This window comes from Neoroseomonas rubea, assembly GCF_016106015.1.
In the GTDB taxonomy this organism is placed as follows: Bacteria; Pseudomonadota; Alphaproteobacteria; order Acetobacterales; family Acetobacteraceae; genus Neoroseomonas; species Neoroseomonas rubea.
In genome coordinates, this window is sequence record NZ_JACADQ010000053.1 from 1 (window position 1) to 18,334 (window position 18,334).

Annotated in this window: 17 protein-coding genes; 13 read left to right on the forward strand and 4 right to left on the reverse strand. The window is 70.9% G+C overall.

Annotation, left to right across the window (positions count from 1 at the left end):
• The 6 genes from HW577_RS08175 to HW577_RS08200 form a co-directional block, all read left to right on the forward strand.
• The coding region (locus HW577_RS08175) for a TRAP transporter small permease subunit (protein ID WP_198375650.1) at positions 1 to 637 on the forward strand (637 nt) is incomplete at its 5' end.
• Entirely contained in the window at positions 634 to 1,998 is a 1,365-nt protein-coding gene (locus HW577_RS08180; RefSeq protein WP_198375651.1) for a TRAP transporter large permease, read from the forward strand. The genes HW577_RS08175 and HW577_RS08180, both read left to right, overlap by 4 nt.
• A gap of 21 nt (positions 1,999 to 2,019) precedes the next feature.
• Entirely contained in the window at positions 2,020 to 4,089 is a 2,070-nt protein-coding gene (locus tag HW577_RS08185; RefSeq protein WP_332837546.1) for a hydantoinase/oxoprolinase family protein, read from the forward strand.
• Positions 4,086 to 5,711 carry a hydantoinase B/oxoprolinase family protein gene (locus HW577_RS08190; RefSeq protein WP_198375652.1) on the forward strand — a complete coding sequence of 542 codons (1,626 nt, stop codon included), beginning with the start codon at positions 4,086 to 4,088 and terminating at the stop codon, positions 5,709 to 5,711. Before HW577_RS08185 ends, HW577_RS08190 begins: the two co-directional genes overlap by 4 nt.
• Complete coding sequence (locus HW577_RS08195; RefSeq protein ID WP_198375653.1) at positions 5,708 to 6,187, forward strand: MaoC family dehydratase; 480 nt, start codon at positions 5,708 to 5,710, stop codon at positions 6,185 to 6,187. Before HW577_RS08190 ends, HW577_RS08195 begins: the two co-directional genes overlap by 4 nt.
• A gap of 14 nt (positions 6,188 to 6,201) precedes the next feature.
• Positions 6,202 to 6,735 carry a carboxymuconolactone decarboxylase family protein gene (locus HW577_RS08200; protein WP_198375654.1) on the forward strand — a complete coding sequence of 178 codons (534 nt, stop codon included), beginning with the start codon at positions 6,202 to 6,204 and terminating at the stop codon, positions 6,733 to 6,735.
• Between the two features lies 1 nt (position 6,736).
• Here HW577_RS08200 and HW577_RS08205 read toward each other — a convergent pair whose 3' ends face one another.
• Both HW577_RS08205 and HW577_RS08210 read right to left on the reverse strand, forming a co-directional pair.
• Positions 6,737 to 7,672 carry a Bug family tripartite tricarboxylate transporter substrate binding protein gene (locus tag HW577_RS08205; RefSeq protein WP_198375655.1) on the reverse strand — a complete coding sequence of 312 codons (936 nt, stop codon included), beginning with the start codon at positions 7,670 to 7,672 and terminating at the stop codon, positions 6,737 to 6,739.
• Positions 7,673 to 7,716: 44 nt separating this feature from the next.
• Complete coding sequence (locus HW577_RS08210; protein ID WP_198375656.1) at positions 7,717 to 7,947, reverse strand: hypothetical protein; 231 nt, start codon at positions 7,945 to 7,947, stop codon at positions 7,717 to 7,719.
• A gap of 139 nt (positions 7,948 to 8,086) precedes the next feature.
• Here HW577_RS08210 and HW577_RS08215 point away from each other — a divergent pair, with 139 nt between their 5' ends.
• Entirely contained in the window at positions 8,087 to 9,289 is a 1,203-nt protein-coding gene (locus tag HW577_RS08215; protein WP_198375657.1) for a Zn-dependent hydrolase, read from the forward strand.
• Here HW577_RS08215 and pdeM read toward each other — a convergent pair.
• Together pdeM and HW577_RS08225 are read right to left on the reverse strand one after the other, a co-directional pair.
• A complete protein-coding gene (gene pdeM / locus HW577_RS08220; RefSeq protein ID WP_198375658.1) occupies positions 9,279 to 10,031 on the reverse strand; it encodes a ligase-associated DNA damage response endonuclease PdeM in 753 nt (250 codons plus the stop codon). The two genes, HW577_RS08215 and pdeM, sit on opposite strands and share 11 nt — an antisense overlap.
• Entirely contained in the window at positions 10,031 to 12,559 is a 2,529-nt protein-coding gene (locus tag HW577_RS08225) for a ligase-associated DNA damage response DEXH box helicase (RefSeq protein ID WP_198375659.1), read from the reverse strand. The genes pdeM and HW577_RS08225 overlap by 1 nt, the downstream gene beginning before the upstream one ends.
• Before the next feature lie 56 nt (positions 12,560 to 12,615).
• On the opposite strand from HW577_RS08225, the gene HW577_RS08230 reads away from it, so the two are divergent.
• The 6 genes from HW577_RS08230 to HW577_RS08255 all read left to right on the forward strand — a co-directional run.
• A complete protein-coding gene (locus HW577_RS08230) occupies positions 12,616 to 13,719 on the forward strand; it encodes a ligase-associated DNA damage response exonuclease (RefSeq protein WP_332837548.1) in 1,104 nt (367 codons plus the stop codon).
• A gap of 36 nt (positions 13,720 to 13,755) precedes the next feature.
• Positions 13,756 to 14,505 (forward strand): glycosyltransferase family A protein, encoded by a 750-nt coding sequence (locus tag HW577_RS08235; protein WP_198375661.1) that lies wholly within the window; start codon positions 13,756 to 13,758, stop codon positions 14,503 to 14,505.
• 25 nt (positions 14,506 to 14,530) lie between these two features.
• Positions 14,531 to 16,123, forward strand: a complete 1,593-nt coding sequence (locus tag HW577_RS08240) for a cisplatin damage response ATP-dependent DNA ligase (protein ID WP_232474771.1) — start codon at positions 14,531 to 14,533, stop codon at positions 16,121 to 16,123.
• A gap of 56 nt (positions 16,124 to 16,179) precedes the next feature.
• Entirely contained in the window at positions 16,180 to 16,965 is a 786-nt protein-coding gene (locus tag HW577_RS08245; protein ID WP_198375662.1) for an HpcH/HpaI aldolase family protein, read from the forward strand.
• A 151-nt stretch (positions 16,966 to 17,116) separates the two neighbouring features.
• Positions 17,117 to 18,151 carry an extracellular solute-binding protein gene (locus tag HW577_RS08250; RefSeq protein WP_198375663.1) on the forward strand — a complete coding sequence of 345 codons (1,035 nt, stop codon included), beginning with the start codon at positions 17,117 to 17,119 and terminating at the stop codon, positions 18,149 to 18,151.
• Positions 18,152 to 18,155: 4 nt separating this feature from the next.
• Positions 18,156 to 18,334 (forward strand): (2Fe-2S)-binding protein (locus tag HW577_RS08255; RefSeq protein ID WP_198375664.1); only part of this gene is annotated, 179 nt, incomplete at its 3' end.

The window sequence follows — 18,334 nt, forward strand, 5'->3', positions numbered from 1 at the left end:
CGGCGCGGTCGGCCCCGTCCCGGCGCCGCTGCGCGCGGCCCGCGCCATCCGGCGCGCGGTCGCGGCGGTGGCGACGGTGATGGCGCACCTCGCGGGCTGGGCCTACATCGCCGGCGCGCTCTTCATCACCTTCGACATCCTGGCGCGCGCCTTCCTCGGCTTCTCCTCCCAGGCGACGGTCGAGGTCACGGGCTACCTGCTGGCCGGCGGGATTTCCTGGGCGCTGGCGCATACGCTGTTCCGGCGCGCGCATATCCGCGTCGATGTCTTCGCCAATCGCTGGCCGGTGCGGGTGCGGGCGCCGCTCCACCTGCTGGCGCTGCTGCTGCTCGGCGCCCTCGGCGTGCTCTTCGCCTGGTCGGCCTGGGAACTGGTGGATGAAAGCGCGCTGTTCGACGCGCATGATAACTCCGCGCTGCGCATCCAACTCGTCTGGCCGCAGGGCATCTGGGCCTTCGGGATCTCGGCCTTCGTGCTCGCCTGCCTGGTGCTGATGCTCGAAGCCGTGTTGGCGCTGGTGGCGGGGCAGGGGGCCGCGCTCGACGGGCTGCTCGGGTCCCGCACGCTGGAGGACGAGACGGAGGAAGCGCTGGAAGCCGTCGCCATGGCGCATGAGGGCGAGGCACCGCGGCCATGATCGCCATCGTCTTCCTGGTCGGGCTGCTCGGCGTGACCATCTTCGCCGCCGCCACCACGGGGCAGGCGCTGCCGATCCCCGAGATCCTGATGCTGATGGCGGTGTTCCTCGTCTTCTTCGGCTCGGGCGTCTACATCGCCGCCGTGCTCGGCGTGCTCGGCGTGCTGACGGGCTTCATGTTCTCCGACCGGCCGTGGTGGACCTTCCTCGGCCAGACGCTCTGGGCACCGTCGTCCAACTTCGTGCTCGTCGCCGTGCCGCTCTTCCTGCTGATGGGGGAGATCCTGCTGCGGGCGGGGCTGTCGGACCGGCTCTATCGCGCGCTGAACGTGTGGCTCAACCGGATGCCGGGGGGGTTGCTGCACACCAACATCGTCTCCTGCGCGGTGTTCTCCGCCATAAGCGGATCCTCGGTCGCCACCGCGGCGACGATGGGGTCGGTCGCGCTGCCCTACTTCCAGGATACGAAATACAACCAGCGCATGGTGCTGGGCTCGCTGGCCGCCGGCGGGGCGCTCGGCAACCTGATCCCGCCGGGCATCACCTTCATCATCTACGGGCTGATCACCGAGACCTCGGTCGGCGCGCTGTACATCGCGGCCCTCATCCCAGCGCTGCTGGTCACGGGGCTTTTCCTGCTGGTGATCCTGGTGCACGGGCTGACGCACCCGATGGAGAAGCCGGCGCGGCTGCCCATGGCCATGAAGCTGCGCGCGCTGCTGGACCTCGTGCCCACGCTGCTGCTGATCCTGCTGGTGCTGGGCTCGATCTATGGCGGACTCGCGACGCCGACGGAGGCCGCGGCACTCGGCGTGGTGGGCGCGGCCGTCTTCGCCGCCTTCGAGCGCCGCCTGACCTTCCGCATGCTGAACGCCAGCGCCGAGGCGACGGCACGCAACACCGCGCTGCTCGGCCTGATCCTGTTCGGCGCCTACCTGCTGAACTACATCCTGACGACGATCAACGTGCCCCAGGCGCTGGCCGGCATGATCGCCGGGCTGCCGATCCCGCCCTGGGGCATCATGCTCTGCATCATCGCGCTGTACGTCGCGCTCGGCACTTTCATGGAGGGCTTCTCCATGATCATCACCACCGTCCCGGTGGTGTTCCCGATCGTCGTGGCACTCGGTTACGACCCGATCTGGTTTGGCGTGATCGTGACCATGCTGGTCGAGATCGCGCAGATCAGCCCACCCGACGGCACCGTGATGTACGTGCTGCAGGGGATGCGAAAACGGCCAGGGCCGATCACCGACGTCTTCGTCGGCGTGCTGCCCTTCCTTGCCGTCTATCTTCTCGCCGTCATCCTGCTCATGATCTTCCCCGGCCTTGCCCTCTGGCTGCCCGCCCTCATGGCCTGAACCGACCCAGGAACGTCCCGCGTGACCAGCACCGCGCCTTCCCGCCCCGTCCGCATCGCGGTCGATATCGGCGGCACCTTCACCGACCTCATGATCCTCGACGCCCGCGACGGCATCGCGCGGGCGTGGAAGACGCCGACCACGCCGGAGGATCCCTCCATCGGCCTGCTGCGCGGCGTGGGCGAAGCCTCCGGGCGCTTCGGCTTCGCGCTGTCGGAGGTCGGGCTGCTGCTGCACGGCACCACCATCGCGACGAACGCCGTGCTGGAACGCAAACTGGCGAACGGCGTGCTGCTGACCACCGCGGGCTTCGAGGATGTGCTCGAGATCAACCGCCACGTCCGGCGGGACATCTACGGCCTTTCCCCGGACCCCTTCCCGACGCTGATCCCGCGCGACCGGCGGCTCGGCGTGCCGGAACGCATGCGCGCCGACGGCACGGCGGAGATCGCGCTGGACGAGGCCGCGATCCCCGCCCTGCTCGACCGCATCGCCGCGCTCGGCGCGGATTGCGTCGCCGTTTCCCTCCTGCATGCCTACGCCAACCCGGCGCATGAGCAGCGGCTGGCCGCGATGCTCCGCGCCGCGCGGCCGGACCTGCCCGTCTCCCTCTCCTCCGACATCTCGCCCGAGATCCGCGAATACGAGCGCACATCGACCACGGTGCTGAACGCGCTGCTGGTGCCGGTGGTGAAGGCCTATCTGGACCGGCTGGAGGCACGGCTGGGGGAGGGCGGCTTCCACCCGCTGGTCTTCCTCGTGCAGTCCAATGGCGGCGTCTGCTCGCTGCGCATGGCGGCGGAGCAGCCGGCGCGGCTGCTGCTCTCGGGCCCCTCGGGCGGGGCGCTCGCGGCCGGCCGCCTCGCCACGCTGCTGTCGCGCCCGAACCTCGTCGCGGTGGACATGGGCGGTACCTCCTTCGACGTCTCGGTCGTGCAGGATGGCCGCGTTGCCGTCATCACCCAGGGGGAGATCGACCGCCTGCCGGTGCGCCTGCCGATGGTGGAGATGCGCACCATCGGTGCCGGTGGCGGGTCCATCGCCGCGGTCGATGCGGGCGGGCGGCTGACGGTCGGCCCGCGCAGCGCCGGCGCGCGGCCCGGCCCCGTCTCCTACGGCCGCGGCGGGACGGAACCGACCGTGACGGATGCGAACCTCGCCCTCGGCCGGCTGGACCCGGATTTCTTCCTCGGCGGGATGATGAAGCTCGACATGCCGGGCACGCGCGCGGCGCTGGAAGCGCGCGTCGGCGGGAAGCTCGGCCTCGGCGTGGAGCAGGCGGCGGAGGGCATCCTGACCGTCACCAACGCCAATCTCGGCGCGGCGATCCGGCTGTCGCTGTTCGAGAAGGGGCTCGACCCGCGCGATTTCTGCCTGCTCTCCTTCGGCGGCGCGGGCGGGCTGCACGCGACGGAGGTCGCGGCCGAACTCGGCATCACCGAGGTCGCCTTCCCGCGCGAACCGGGCACGCTGTCCGCCTACGGCATCCTGTTCTCCGACCTGACGCAGGACATCGCCCGGTCGCGCGTGATGCGGGCGGAGGCGGCGAGCCTGCCGCGCCTGGTCGAGATGATCGCCGCGCTGCGCGCCGAAGCCGATGCGCGGCTCGCCGCCGATGGCATCGAGGCTGCGCGGCGCCGCATCTCCATCGCCGCCGACATGCGTTACCACGGCCAGGCCTTCGAACTGCTCGTGCCCTGGGGCGAGATCGCCGCGCCGGATGCCGGCGACCTCGAGGCGCTGGTCGAGGCCTTCCACGCCATGCACCGGCAGCGCTTCTCCTACGCCAACCCCGGTGATCCCGTGGAGATCGTCACGCTGCGCGCCATCGCGACCGGGCTGCTCGACAAGCCCGAGCCCGCCGACCCGCCGCCTGCGGGCCGCCCGGCACGGAAGGGCACCCGTCGCGTCTTCGAAGGCGGGGCGTGGCGCGACCTGCCTGTCTGGGACCGCGACGCCATGACGCCGACCGATATCATCGAAGGCCCCGCCGTGGTGGAGGAAGCCTTCGCCACCCATTGGATCACCCGCGGCTGGACGGCGTCCCTCGGCGCCGCGGGCACCTTGATGGCGCGGAGGAACACGCCATGACGCTCGGCCCGATCGAGATCGAGGTCATCCGCAACGCGCTGACCGCCGCGGCCGCCGAGATGGACATCACCATCTGGCGTACCAGCCGCAGCACCATCGTGCGGGAGCTGCTCGACTATTCCACCGCGGTCTTCGACGCGGAGGGCAACAACGTCGCGCAATCCGCGCGCATCCCGCAGCACCTGAACTCCATGGGGGCGGCGCTGCGCACGCTGCTCGACCGCTTCGTCAACGCGGATGAGTGGGGCGCGGACGATGTGGTCGCGACCAACGACCCCTATTGCGGCGCGCAGCACCTGAATGACGTGCTGGTCTTCAAGCCCGTGATGCATGAGGGGCGGCGCGTCGCCTATGTCGGCGCGCTGTGCCACCACATCGACATGGGCGGCATGGCGCCGGGTTCCTATGCCGCGACGGCGACGGAGGTGTTCCAGGAAGGGCTGCGCATCCCGCCGCTGAAGCTGATCGAGAACGGGCGGCTCAACCGCGCGGTCTGGGAGATGATTGGCCAGAACGTCCGCAAGCCCGCGCTGATGCTGGGCGATTTGCAATCGCAGCTCGCGTCGCTCGATGTCGGCGCCGCGTCGATCCGCCGGCTGGCCGCGCGCTACGGCGCGGCGGGACTGGTGGAGGCAACGGGAAGAATCCTCGACATGAGCGAGGCGGCGATGCGTGCCGCGATCCGCGGCATGCCCGATGGCCGCTACGAGTTCGAGGATTTCCTCGACGAGGATGGCGTCTCCGGCGAGCCCGTCCGCCTGCATGCCGTCCTCACGGTCAAGGGCGACGAGATCGAGGTCGATGTGACGGGCTGCGCCGACCAGCAGCGGGGCCCGATCAACTGCACCCCGGCCATGTCCAACTGCGCGGTCTACTATTCCATCATCGCCGCGACGGATGGCGCCATGCCGGCCAATGCCGGCTGCTATCGCCCCATCCGGATCATCCACCGCGAGGGCAGCGTCACATCCTGCCGCGCGCCCGCGTCCGTCGCGCATCGCGTCGCCGTTTCCCACCGCCTGGCGAACGTGATGTTCGGCTGCCTGCACCAGGCGCTGCCGGACCGGATGCCGGCCGCCTATTACGGCGGGTCCTATGTCGCGACCTTCCAGACGGAGGCGGCGGATGGCGGGCGGGAGGTGCTGGTCGAGATCGAGATCGGCGGCACCGGCGCGTCGCCGCACAAGGATGGCGTGAACGCCTGGTCCTTCGGCATGCACAACAACGCCAATATCCCGGTCGAGATGATCGAGAGCCAGATGCCGTTGACCATCACGCGCTACGGGCTGAAGCCCGGCTCGGGCGGCGCGGGGCAGCATCGCGGCGGGCTCGGCCTGTTCCGCGAATGGCGGGTCGACAGCCCCGCCGGCGTCTTCACCGCGAACATGGACCGCTTCCGCTTCCCGCCCTACGGGCTCGCGGGCGGCGGGCCGGGCAGCCTCGGCCGGCTGGTGCGCATCAGGGACGGCGTCGAGACGCCGATCGCGCCGAAATCCGACGGCGTGCGGCTGCTCAAGGGCGACATCGTGCGGCTGGAGACCTCGGGCGGCGGCGGCTTCGGCGACCCGGCCGCGCGCGACCCTGCGGATGCGGCGCGGGACGCGGCCCTCGGCTACGCATGACGGGCTTCGACCCGCGCGCGCATCGCGTGGTTCCCGAGCAGCGCTGGTTCGAGGATTTCGCCTTGGGCGAGCGCTTCGTCCTGCCCAGCCGGACGATGACGGAGGCGATCTTCCTCGCCTTCCAGGCCGCATCGGGGGACAACCATCCCGTCCACTACGACGTGGAATACTGCCGCGCGCGGGGCATGCCGCACATGCTCGCGCACGGCTTCCAGGTGGCGATCCAGACGGCGGCCGGCGCGGGCCTGTTCCCGCACATGGTGGAGGAAAGCCTCAAGGGCTTCCTCGACCAGTCGAGCCGCTTCCTCCACCCGGTCTTCGTGGGGGACACGCTGTATCCGGCGCTCGAGGTCGACGAACTGACGCCGCAGCGCACGACCGGCATCCTTGGCCTGCGCAGCACCGTCCACAACCAGGCGGGCACGCTGGTCATGGACGGCCGGCAGCGCTACCTGCTGCGCAAGAGGAACGCCTGAAAGGAAGCCCGCTGATGGCCCGCATCCCCTACGCCGATCCGTCGCTGCCCGAGCATCGGGAGGCGGCGGAGGCGATCCGCGCGTCGCGCAAGAAGATCGGCCACCTGCACCGGATGCTGCTGCACGCGCCGCCGATAGCCGCGGGCTGGATCACGATGTTCGACGCGATCCGCTGGAACTCGACGCTGTCGGGCAAGCTGCGAGAGATGGTGATCTGCCGCATCGCCGCCATCAACGGCGCCTCCTACGAATGGGCCGCCCATGCGCCGATCGCGCTGGCCGAGGGCATGACCCAGGCGCAGCTGGACGCGCTGCCGGACTGGGAGGGCAGCGCGCTGTTCGATTCGACGGACCGCGCCGTGCTCGCCTATTGCGACGCCATGACGCGGCTTGTTCATGTGCCGGACGATGTCGCGGCCGCGGTGCGCGACCTGTTCCCGCCGCGCCAACTGGTCGAGCTGACCGCGACGATCGCCGGCTACAACTGCGTCTCCCGCGTGCTGGAGGCGCTGCACATCAACGGGGCGGACCCGCTGCCGGACGCCTAGCCTATTCCGCCGCGCGGAGCCCCGCGGCCTCGATCAGCGCGCGGAACTTCTCGCTTTCCGCGCGGGAGAAGGCGGCGAACTCCGCGCGGTTGCGATAGAGGATGGGCTGCGCGACGCGCGTCATGCCGGCCACCACCTCCGCATGGCGCATGGTGCGCTCGCAGGCCGCCTCGAGTCGCTGCAGCACCGCCTCCGGCGTGCCGGCCGGCGCATAGAGGCCCGACCAGATGGAATAGACCAGGTCGAAGCCCTGCTCCCGCATCGTCGGCACCTCCGGGAAGTCCGGGTTGCGCCGTTCGGTCAGGAAGGCGATCGGGTGCAGGTCGTATTGCCGGATCAGCAGCGTCTGGTCGGTGAAGAGCTGCACCTGCCCCTGCTGGAAGGCGAGCATCACCTGGCCCGAGCCGCCATAGGGGATGTGGTTCAGCTCGACATTCGCCAGCCGCATCAGCGCAATCATGGAGATGTGCGGGATGCTGCCCGCACCGGTCGAGGCGAAGGGAAAACCCTGGCCCTGCCCCCTGGCCCGCGCCACCACGTCCGCGACCGTGCGCAGGCCCGAGGTCTTGGGCGTCATCATTACCACGGGGCTGTCCGCGACCTGGCAGACCGGCGCGAAGCTGTCGAGCGTGTAGGTCAGGCCGCGCCGGAAATGCGGCTGGATCGCCACGGGGCCGACCGGCGTCATCAGGAGCGTCTGGCCATCGGGCCGCGCGCGGGCCGCTTCCGCCGTGCCGATCGTGCCCGCCGCGCCGACCACGTTGCGCACCACGAGGGATTGGCCAAGCGCGGCCGCCATCTCGTTCTGCATCAGCCGCGCGACGATGTCGCTCGGTCCGCCGGCCGCGAAGTTGACGATCATCTGCACCTGCGCCCGCGCTGGCGGCGCGGACAGCAGCAGCAACGCCGCGGCAGCGGCGAGCATCCCTCGGATCATGCGCTTCCTCCCGCCCGCCTTGGTGGCGGGTCGCGGGGGGAAGGCTAGACCCGGGAGGGCTTGCCGCGGAAGCGGGACCCGCCGGCGCCGCCGATCACGCCCGCCATCATCGCGAGCGCGGCCAGGCTGTTGCGGCGGCTGGACCCCTTGAGGGGAATGCGCATCAGCTCACCGGTCTGCGACCGGAGGTGAAGCTCGGCCCCGGCGGCGCTTTCGATCAGCACCACGGAACGCACGGAATCCGCCGAAGGCGGAGGGGAGGCGAGGGCGGTCATTTTCGGCCTCACTGAACCAGATGTCGCCGGCTTGTTCCGGCAGGGTCAGCAAAGCGCGCCCTGAATTACGCGCCGGTTAACGCAGCGCCTTGCCCGACAAAATTCTGCGCCGCAGCATGGGCAGGACAGGAGGCCCCCCATGCCGCGCATCGACGCCGACCGATTCCTCAAGGACCTGAACGATCTCCGGAAGATCGGGGCGTACAGGACCGGCGTGCATCGCCCGACCTACTCGCCGCAGGACATGGAGTCGCGCCGCTGGCTGATGGAACGGCTCGCCGAATGCGGGCTCGAGCCCTCCATCGATGGCATCGGCAACGTCTATGGCCGGCATAAGGGCCCCGGGCCGCACCTGCTCGTGGGCAGCCACATCGAAAGCCAGAACCAGGCCGGCTGGCTCGATGGTGCGCTCGGCGTCGTCGCGGGCGTGGCGCTCGCCCGCGCCGGCCTGCCCGTCGATGTCTGCGCCTTCGCCGATGAGGAAGGGCATTTCGAAGGCGGCTTCCTCGGCTCGCGCTCCATCATCGGCGAACTCTCGGAAGAGGAGATCGACCGCTCCCGCAGCCGCAACGACGGCCAGCCCCTGCGCGAGGCGCTCGCCGCCGCGGGCCTCGCCGGCAAGCCGCGCATGCAGCTCGAACCCGGCCGTCACAAGGGCTTCTTCGAGATGCACATCGAACAGGGCACGCAGCTCGAATCCAACAGCCTTCGCGTCGGCGTCGTCACCGGCATCGTCGCCATCTGGCAGTGGCTGATCCGCTTCGAAGGGCAGCAGGACCACGCGGGCGGCACCACCATGGCCGAACGCAAGGATGCGGGCCTCTCCGCGGTCCGGCTGCTCGCGGCCATCGACCAGGAATTCCCGCGCGTCTGCGGCGAACGCTCCACCTGGACCACGGGGCGCATCAGCCTCGAACCCGGCGCGCCCTCGATCATCCCGGGCAGCGCGGAAGTCCTTTTCCAGTTCCGCGATGTCTCCGTCCCCGTGCTGGAACGCATGGAGCAGACGCTCCGCCGCCTGGTGCAGGAGAGCAACCGGCGGGAGAAATGCCCCGCGACGCTCATCCAGAAATCCCGCGCCACGCCCGCGATCTGCGACCCGGCGATGATGGCGGCGCTCGACGCGGCGGCACAGGCCGAGGCACCAGGCGCCTGGACGCGCATGCCCTCAGGCGCGGGACACGACGCGCAATACATCGCGAAGCGCATGCCGGCGGCGATGCTGTTCACGCCTTCGATCGGCGGCATCAGCCACCATTGGGCGGAGGATACGAAGGAAGAAGACCTGGCACTCTGCTGCCAGGTGCTGGCGAGCGCGGCGGAGCGCTTCCTCAGCGCGTGATGGAAGGCCACGGGGGAGGGAACTCCCCCTTGGATCCCCCTCCTTCCTTGGTCACCTGCACCGCTGCGCCCGCGCGGCGGGCGGCCATCGGGAAGGAGAAGAGACGCTCGGCGCCGAGCAGGAAGACACGCGCGCCACGGGGGAACAGGGACGCCACGGCCGGATCAGCCACATCGAGGCCGCCCGTGAAGGCGCCGAAGGCCGGCAGCACCAGGCGACGGCCATCGGCGACGAAACAGGGGCGCACCACGCCGCCCGCCCGGGTCGGCGCCATCGCCTTCGGATGCAGGTGGCCGGCCACCTCCCCCGCCGCGCGCGCCTGCGGCACATGGCGGAACACCAGCGGACCCTCGGCCAGCTCCTCCATTGCCAGGCCCGGCAGGCACGACGGTGGCGAAGGGTCGTGGTTGCCCGCGACCCACACCGCCTCGACGCCCGCCAGCGCCTGCGCCAGCGCGCCGCGCTCGGCCGCCGGCAGCCGCGCCGCACCGTCATCGTCGTGGAAGGAATCGCCCAGGAACACCACGCGCTCCGGCCGGTAGCGCCGCAGCAGCGGCAACAGCCGCGCCAGCGTCTCCCGCGTGTCATAGGGCGGCAGCAGCCGCCCGCGCGCGGCAAACGAACTGCCCTTCTCCAGATGCAGGTCGGCCACGCACAGCAGCCGCCGCGCCGGCCAGTGCAGCACGCCCGCAGGGTCGAGCATCAGCCGCTCCCCCGCCAGATGGACCGGTGCGGCGCCCATCAGCCCGTCACCATGCGCGGTGCCGCACGACGCCATTTCGAACGCCGCTTCTCCCGCGCGACCGATGTGCCGCGCACCGGCACCTGCTCCGTCACCTCCGCCAGAACCTCCGCAAAATGCTCGGCGCCATCGGTCGCTTCATCGACCAGCGCGGCGGCTTCGGCGAGCAGCGCATCCTCCGCCCCGCCCGCCACCCATTCGCGCCCTTCCTCGATCAGCGCCGGCACGGCGAGCGGCGAGACGCGATCGAGCACCCGGTGCCGGATGCGCCCCTTCACTCGCGCCAGCAATGCGGCGATGCGCGCCACGTCGGTCAGCCCCTGCGCGGCCTCGGCCCGCGTCGCGCGCAGCAGGATGTGGTCCGGCTGGTGGCGGCGCAGCACGTCGTAGACCAGGTCCGAATTCATCGTCATCTGCCGGCCCGACTTCTCCTGTCCCGGATGGTTCTTCTCGATCAGCCCGGCGATCGTCGCGACGTTGCGGAAGGTCCGCCGCAGCATCGACGACTCCGCGAGCCACTCCTCCATCTCGTCGCCCAGGATGTCCTCGGCGAACAGGTCCTCGATGTCGGTCGGCTCGAAGGCCGACCAGGCGGTGAACACGTAGTCGGTCCCGACATAGCCGAGCGGCCCGAGGCCCCGCCGTTCCATCCGCTTCGTCACCAGCATCCCCAGCGTCTGGTGCGCGAGCCGCCCCTCGAAGGTGTAGGCCACCAGGAACCACTTGCCGCCGCGGGGAAAGGTCTCCACCAGCAGCCCGTCGCGCGGCGGAAGTTCCGACCGCAGGCGCTGCAGCCGCAGCCATTCCCGCACCGGCTCAGGCAGATGCTCCCAGCGCCGCGGGTCGGACAGAATGGCGCGCACCCGTGCGGCGAGATGCGTCGTCAGCGGCATCCGCGCTCCGGCATAGACCGGCACGCGCGGCTCGCCTTCTCCGCCGCGGCTGACGATCACGGCGGCCGGTTCCAGCCGCTCATAGCGCAGCACCTGGCCACCGAACAGGAAGCAGTCCCCGGCTTCCAGGGTGGAGACGAACCATTCCTCCACCTCCCCCACCACGCCGCCGCCCTTCAGCCGCACCTTGAGCATCGGCGTCTCGACGATGGTGCCGAGGTTCATGCGCAATTGCCGTGCGATGCGCGCGTCGCGCACATGCAGCATCCCCTCCGCGTCGCGGAACAGTTTCCGGAACCGCTCATAGGCCTGCAGCGCGTAGCCGCCATCCTCGACGAAGCGCACCACGTCGTCGAAGTCCCGCCGCGACAGCGCGGCATAGGGGCCGGCGCGCGTCACCTCGGCATACAGCGCATCCGGGAGGAAGGGCGCGGAACAGGCCATGGCCAGCACATGCTGCGCCAGCACGTCGAGCCCGCCAGGGCGCGGCGGCTCGCCATCCAGTTCACCCGCCTCGACCGCTTCCGTCGCGGCGACGCATTCCACCACCTCGAAGCGGTTGGCGGGCACGAGCACGGCGCGCGATGGCTCGTCCATCCGATGGTTGGCGCGCCCCACGCGCTGCAGCAGGCGCGACACGCCCTTCGGCGCGCCGACCTGGATCACCTGGTCCACATCGCCCCAGTCGATGCCGAGGTCGAGCGAGGCCGTCGCCACCACGGCGCGCAGCCGCCCCTCGGCCATCGCCGCTTCCACCTTGCGCCGCAGCCCGATCTCGAGGCTGCCATGGTGCATGCCGATCGGCAGCGCCGCCTCGTTCAGCCGCCAGAGTGCCGCGAAGACGAGTTCCGCCTGCGCCCGCGTGTTCACGAACACGATCGTCACGCGCGCGCCCTCGATCCGGGCGAGGATCTCGGGGGCCGAGGCGAGGCCCATATGCCCGCCCCAGGGCAGCCGCCCTTCCGGCAGTTGCAGGTCGAAGACCGGCGCGGCGCCGCCCTTGGTCTCGACCAGCCGCACATCCTCGGGCCGTGCGGTCGGGGACAGCCAGGCGCGCAGCGGCCCGGGATGCGCGACGGTGGCCGAAAGCCCCACGCGCCGCGCGCCGGGCGCCAGCGTGCCGAGCCGCGCCATGCACAGCGCCAGCTGGTCCCCGCGCTTCGTGCCCGCCAGCGCATGCGCCTCGTCCACGATGATGGCGGCGAGCCCCGCGAACATCTCCGGCGCATCGGGGAGCGACAGCAGCAGCGTCAGGCTCTCCGGCGTCGTCAGCAGCATCTGCGGCGGGCGTTCGCGCTGCCGCGCGCGACGGTTCACCGGCGTGTCGCCCGTGCGCGTCTCGATCCGGATGGGCAGGCCCATCTGTTCGACGGGAAGTGTCAGGTTGCGCGCGATGTCGACCGCCAGCGCCTTGAGCGGCGAGACATACAGCGTGTGCAGCCCTTCCCGCGGCGCGGCGGCCAGGTCCACCAGCGATGGCAGGAACCCCGCCAGCGTCTTGCCCCCGCCGGTCGGCGCCAGCAGCAGGACATGCTCCCCCCGGCCCGCGGCCTCGAGCAGCGCCAGCTGGTGCGGCCGCGGCGTCCAGCCGCGGGCGGCGAACCAGCCGGCAAAGGGTTCTGGCAATGTTCTCATTCGCGGGGCAATATGGCGGCGCTTTCCCGCGCCGGGAAGGCGCCCAGATACGCCCCGTGACAGCACCCCATCCCGAGACCTGGCTGAAGGTCACGCCGTCCGGCCTGTTCTGCGAGCCCGGCGGCTTCTTCATCGACCCGACCCGCGCGGTGGACCGCGCCGTGGTGAGCCATGGCCATTCGGACCATGCACGGCCTGGCCATGCCCATGTGCTGGCCACGGCCGAGACGCTGGCCATCATGACCGCCCGGATGGGGGAGGGACGGGCGGGGGAGACCCAGCAGGCCCTGCCACTGGGGGAAGCGCTGACGATCAACGGCGTACGGGTCTGGCTGCGCCCGGCCGGGCATGTGCTGGGCTCGGCGCAGGTGTGCATGGAATGGCAGGGATCGCGCGCCGTCGTCTCCGGTGACTACAAGCGTCGGCGCGACCCGACCGCGACGGGCTTCGAGCCCGAGCCCTGCGACGTCTTCGTCACCGAGGCGACCTTCGCCCTGCCGGTCTTCCGGCACCCGCCGGCGGAAGCCGAGATCACGCGCCTGCTGCGCTCCGTCGCGCTGTTTCCTGACCGGACGCATGTCGTCGGGTGCTATTCGCTCGGCAAATGCCAGCGGCTGGTCGCGCTGCTGCGGGAGGCCGGCTGGGACCGGCCGATCCACCTGCATGGCGCGCATGTGGCGCTCTGCCGGCTCTATGAAGCGCTCGGCGTGCCGCTCGGGGAATTGCGCACGGCCACGGTCGCCAAGAAGGACGACCTCAAGGGCGCGATCGTCCTCGCGCCACCTTCGGCCGTCGCCGACCGCTGGGCGCGGCGGCTGGCGGAACCCGTGGTCGCCGTCGCCTCCGGCTGGATGCGCGTGCGCCAGCGCGCGCGGCAGGGCGGCGTCGAACTGCCGCTCGTCATCTCCGACCATGCCGACTGGGACGAGCTCCTCGCCACCGCCGAGGACGTCCAGGCCCCGGAGATCTGGGTGACCCATGGGCGGGAGGATGCGCTGATCCATGCCTTGGCACTGCGCGGCATCCGCGGCCGCGCGCTACATCTGGTCGGCCGTGGTGAGGAGGAGGAGGAGGAGGAGGAGGAGGAAGCGGCCGCTGCGGAGCCCGCCGCCGGGGACAGCCCCGGCCGTCGAGGCCTTGGGCCGGCGACACAGCCATGATAGTCATTTCGACACTATCACGGCCGGTATGGGGCGATGTTCCCTCTACGACACCTTCGCAGCGAATTCTGGTCGCATCCGACCGGCCTGCCCCCCGTGGTCATCCCCGCCTTCAACAACCCCACCTATTGCCGCGGCATGATCGCGCAGCTGCGGACGCTCGGCCTGCGCAACATCGTCATTCTCGACAACGCGTCGGACCTTCCGGCCATGGTCTCCTTCCTGCGCGAGGTCGAAGGGGAAGCTCGCATCGTGCGCCTGCGCCGGAACATGGGCCCCAAGGTCTTCGCCCGGAATCCGCTGATCTACCGCGCCCTGCCCGAGATCTTCTGCGTGACCGATCCCGATCTCCGGTTCAGCGCCGCGCTCCCGCCCGACTGGCTCGACGTGCTGAAGGGCATGACCGATCGCTTTGGCATGGGCAAGGCCGGCTTCGCGCTCGACATCAGCGCGCCCGAACGCTTCATCGACAGGACCGTGCGGTTTCAAGGCCGCGACTGGCGAATCGAGGAATGGGAGGCGCAGTTCTGGCGGGAAAGGCTGGGCGAGACCACCGGCGGCGATCCGATCTTCCGCGGCGATATCGACACGACCTTCGCGGTCTACAACAAGCGGCACTTCGACCCTGGCAAGGGCTTCTACCGGGCGGTCCGCGTCGCCGGACGATTCACGTGCCAGCACATCCCCTGGTATCGCGACGAGAGCCTTCCCCCCGTGGAGGACGCGCATTACCGGAAAAGCCAGCGCCATTCCTGGTATGCCGGGGAAGGGCCGGACGGACGGTAACGCCTCGGTGTCCGGCAGGCTGCCCATGAGCCTGCCCGCCTTCGCCGAACTGCTCGAACGCCTGGTCTTCACGCCGGGGCGCAACGCGAAGCTCGCCCTGCTGGGGCAATGGTTCGCGGGGCAGCCCGACCCGGACCGCGGCATCGGCCTCGCCGCGCTGACCGAGGAACTGACCTTCGCCGCCGCCAAGCCCGCCATGATCCGCGAACTGGTCGCAGCCCGCACCGATCCCGAGCTGTGGCGGCTCTCCTACGACTATGTGGGCGACATGGCGGAGACGGTCGCGCTGATCTGGCAGCCGCGTGCCGGCATCAACGCGCCGCCGCCGACGCTCGCCGACATCGTGGAGGCGCTCGAGACCACGCCGAAATCCGACATCCCCGCGCTGCTCGCGGGCTGGCTCGATACGCTCGATGCCGGCGGGCGGCTCGCGCTGATCAAGCTGCTGACCGGGGGAATGCGCGTCGGCGTCTCGGCGCGGCTGGCGCGCGTCGCACTCGCCGAATGGTCGGGCCAGCCCGTCGAGGCGATCGAGGAGGTCTGGCACGGCGTCGCCCCGCCCTATGCGCCGATCTTCGCCTGGCTCGAAGGCCGCGCGCCGGCGCCCGATCCGCGGGACGCGCCGGTCTTCCGCCCGCTGATGCTCGCCCATCCGCTGGAGGACACCGACCTCGCCGCGCTGCGCGCCGAGGAATGGCGCGCCGAATGGAAGTGGGACGGCATCCGCGTGCAGCTCACCGCCGGCCCCGGTGGGCGGCGGCTCTGGTCGCGGGGCGGGGAGGATATCTCGGCGGCCTTCCCCGAGATCCTGGCCGCCATGGAGTTCCACGGCGTGCTGGACGGCGAATTGCTGGTGGTGCGTGAGGGCGAGGTCGCGCCCTTCGCCGACCTCCAGCAACGGCTGAACCGGAAGTCGGTGACGGCGAGGATGCAGCGGGACTTCCCCGCCGCCGTGCGCCTGTACGACCTGCTGTTCGAGGGCGGGGAGGACCTGCGCCCGCTGCCCTTCGACGCGCGCCGCGCGCGGCTGGAAGCATGGCATGCGCGCACCGCGCCGGCGCGGATGGAGCTCTCCGCGCTGGTCGCCTTCAAGAGCATCGACGCGCTGGCGCGGCTGCGCGACGGCGCGCGTGCCGCGTCGATCGAGGGGCTGATGCTCAAGCGCGCCGATGCGCCCTATGTCGCGGGTCGCACCAAGGGGCTGTGGTGGAAGTGGAAGCGGGATCCGCTGACGGTCGACGCCGTGCTGATGTACGCGCAGCGCGGCCACGGCAAGCGCAGCAGTTTCTATTCCGACTACACCTTCGGCGTGTGGCGGGAGGACGGGGAGCTGGTGCCGATCGGCAAGGCCTATTCCGGCTACACGGATGAGGAACTCGCCTGGCTCGACCGCTGGATCCGCAACAACACGGTCAACCGCTTCGGCCCGGTGCGGGAGGTGGAGCGCGCCCTGGTGCTGGAAGTGGCCTTCGACGCGGCGCAGCTCTCCTCCCGCCACAAGTCGGGCGTCGCGCTGCGCTTCCCGCGCATCGCGCGCATCCGCCGCGACAAGCCGGCAGAGGAAGCGGACCGGCTGGCGGCGGTGATGGCGCTGATCGGCGACCGCCCGGCCGATTGACCCACCCCCGCCCGCATGGTGCGCTGCGCCCGCCAGAACCCAGGGGAAACGCATCCATGCCCATCGCACCCAACCTCGCCCGCCGCCGGCTTGAAAAGGGCGAACTCGCCCTCGGCTTCGGCGTGCATCACCTGCGCACGCCTGCGGTCGGGCTCATCGCCGCGGCCTCGGGTTTCGACTGGCTGTTCATCGACATGGAGCACGGCGCGATGAGCGTGGATGACGCCACGCGCATGTGCATGGCGGCGCTCAGCCAGGGCGTCACGCCGATCGTGCGCTGCTGCAAGGACGCGCTGTTCGAGGGCACGCGCTGCCTCGACAACGGCGCGATGGGCGTGGTGGTGCCGCACATCGACAACGCCGCGGAAGCCGAGACGGTGGTGCGCGCCTTCCGCTATCCGCCGGTGGGCGAACGCTCCTGGGGCGGGCCGCCGGCGCAGTACGGCTTCGTCGTCAGCGACACCGCGGCGGCGCAGCGCGAACTGAACAATGAGATCCTGATCACGGTGATGATCGAAACACCCGAGGCCGTCGCGAACGCCGCCGCCATCGCCGCCGTGCCGGGCGTGGACTGCCTGATGATCGGCACCTCCGACCTGACGGCATCCATGGGCATCGCCGGGCAGATCGGCCACCCGGATGTGCGCGCGGCCTATGCGAAGGTGGCCGATGCCTGCAAGGCGGCCGGCAAGCACATGGGCATGGGCGGCGTCTACGACGAGAAGGTGGCGCCGGACTACATCGCGCTCGGCGCGCGCTTCCTCCTCAGCGGGTCCGACCACGCCTTCCTGATGGCGGGCGGCGGGGCGCGGGCGAAGTTCCTGCGCGGGCTGCAGGGCTGACCGACCTCGCCTGGCGGCATGGCGCGCGCGTCATGCCGCCGGGTGCGGGTGGGGCGCGCTACAATTTGTTATTGCGACGCGTTCGCAAATAGACTTGCGAGCGGCTCGCAATTGCAGTAGCAAACGGGCACACGCCAGACGGGACCACGCCATGCTTCGCCGGAACCTCCTCGCCCTGCCCGCCGCCTTCGCCGCTGGCGCCCTCGCCCGGCCCGCGCTCGCGCAGGAGCGGACGCTCAACCTCTATTCTTCCCGCCACTACGACACGGACCGCGCGCTCTATGACGGCTTCACGGCCGAGAGCGGCTACCGCATCCGGCTGATCGAGGGCGATGCCGACCAGCTCATCGCCCGCATCCAGTCCGAAGGCGCCAACACGCCTGCCGATGTGCTGATCACGGTCGATGGCGCGCGCCTCGCCCGCGCGGTCGCCGCCGGCATCCTGGCCCCCACGCGGTCGGACATCCTGGCCGGGCGCGTGCCCGCCAGCCTGCGCGACCCGGACGGGCAGTGGTACGGCGTCTCCCGCCGCGCCCGCGTGGTCATGTACGACAAGACGAAGGGCCGCCCGGCAGGGCTCGAGCGCTACGAGGATCTCGCCAAGCCGGAGTTCCGCGGCCAGATCCTCGTCCGCGCCGCGGCGCATCCCTACAACACCTCGCTGATGGCGAGCATCCTGGTCGCGAATGGCGAACAGGCGGCCGAGGCCTGGGCGCGCGGCGTCGCACAGAACATGGCGCGCCCGCCGCAGGGCGGGGATACGCCGCAGTTCCAGGCCGTGGTCGCCGGCGTCGGTGCGCTCGCCATCGCCAACACCTACTACCTCGCGCGTTTCGGCGCCTCCCAGAACGCGGCTGAAAAGGCGCTCTACGACCGCATCGGCGTGATCTTCCCCAACCAGGGCGCGGGCGACCGCGGCACGCATGAGAATGTCTCGGGCGCCGGCGTGGTGCGCAATTCCTCTCGCCGCGAGGTCGCGCTGAAGTTCATCGAGTACCTGACCGGCCCGCGCGCGCAGGAGATGTTCGCCAACGGCAATTTCGAATACCCGGTCGTTGCCGATGTCGCGCCGCATCCGGCGCTCGCCGCGCTCGGCACCTTTCGCGCCGATGCGCTGAACGCGCAGCGCTACGGCGCGCTGGCGCCGCAGGCGCTGCAGATCATGCAGCGCGCGGGCTGGCGCTGAGCGCGTGACGGCGCAGGCGGAGGAGATCGTCTGCGACTGCAACCGCCTGACGCGCGGCGACATCGCCCGCGCCATCGCCGCCGGCGCGCGCCGCCCGACCGAGGTCTATGAAGGCTGCGGCCGCGCCGCGCAGTGCGGCCGCTGCCTCGAGGTCATCCGCGCGATGCTGGCGGCGGCGCTGCG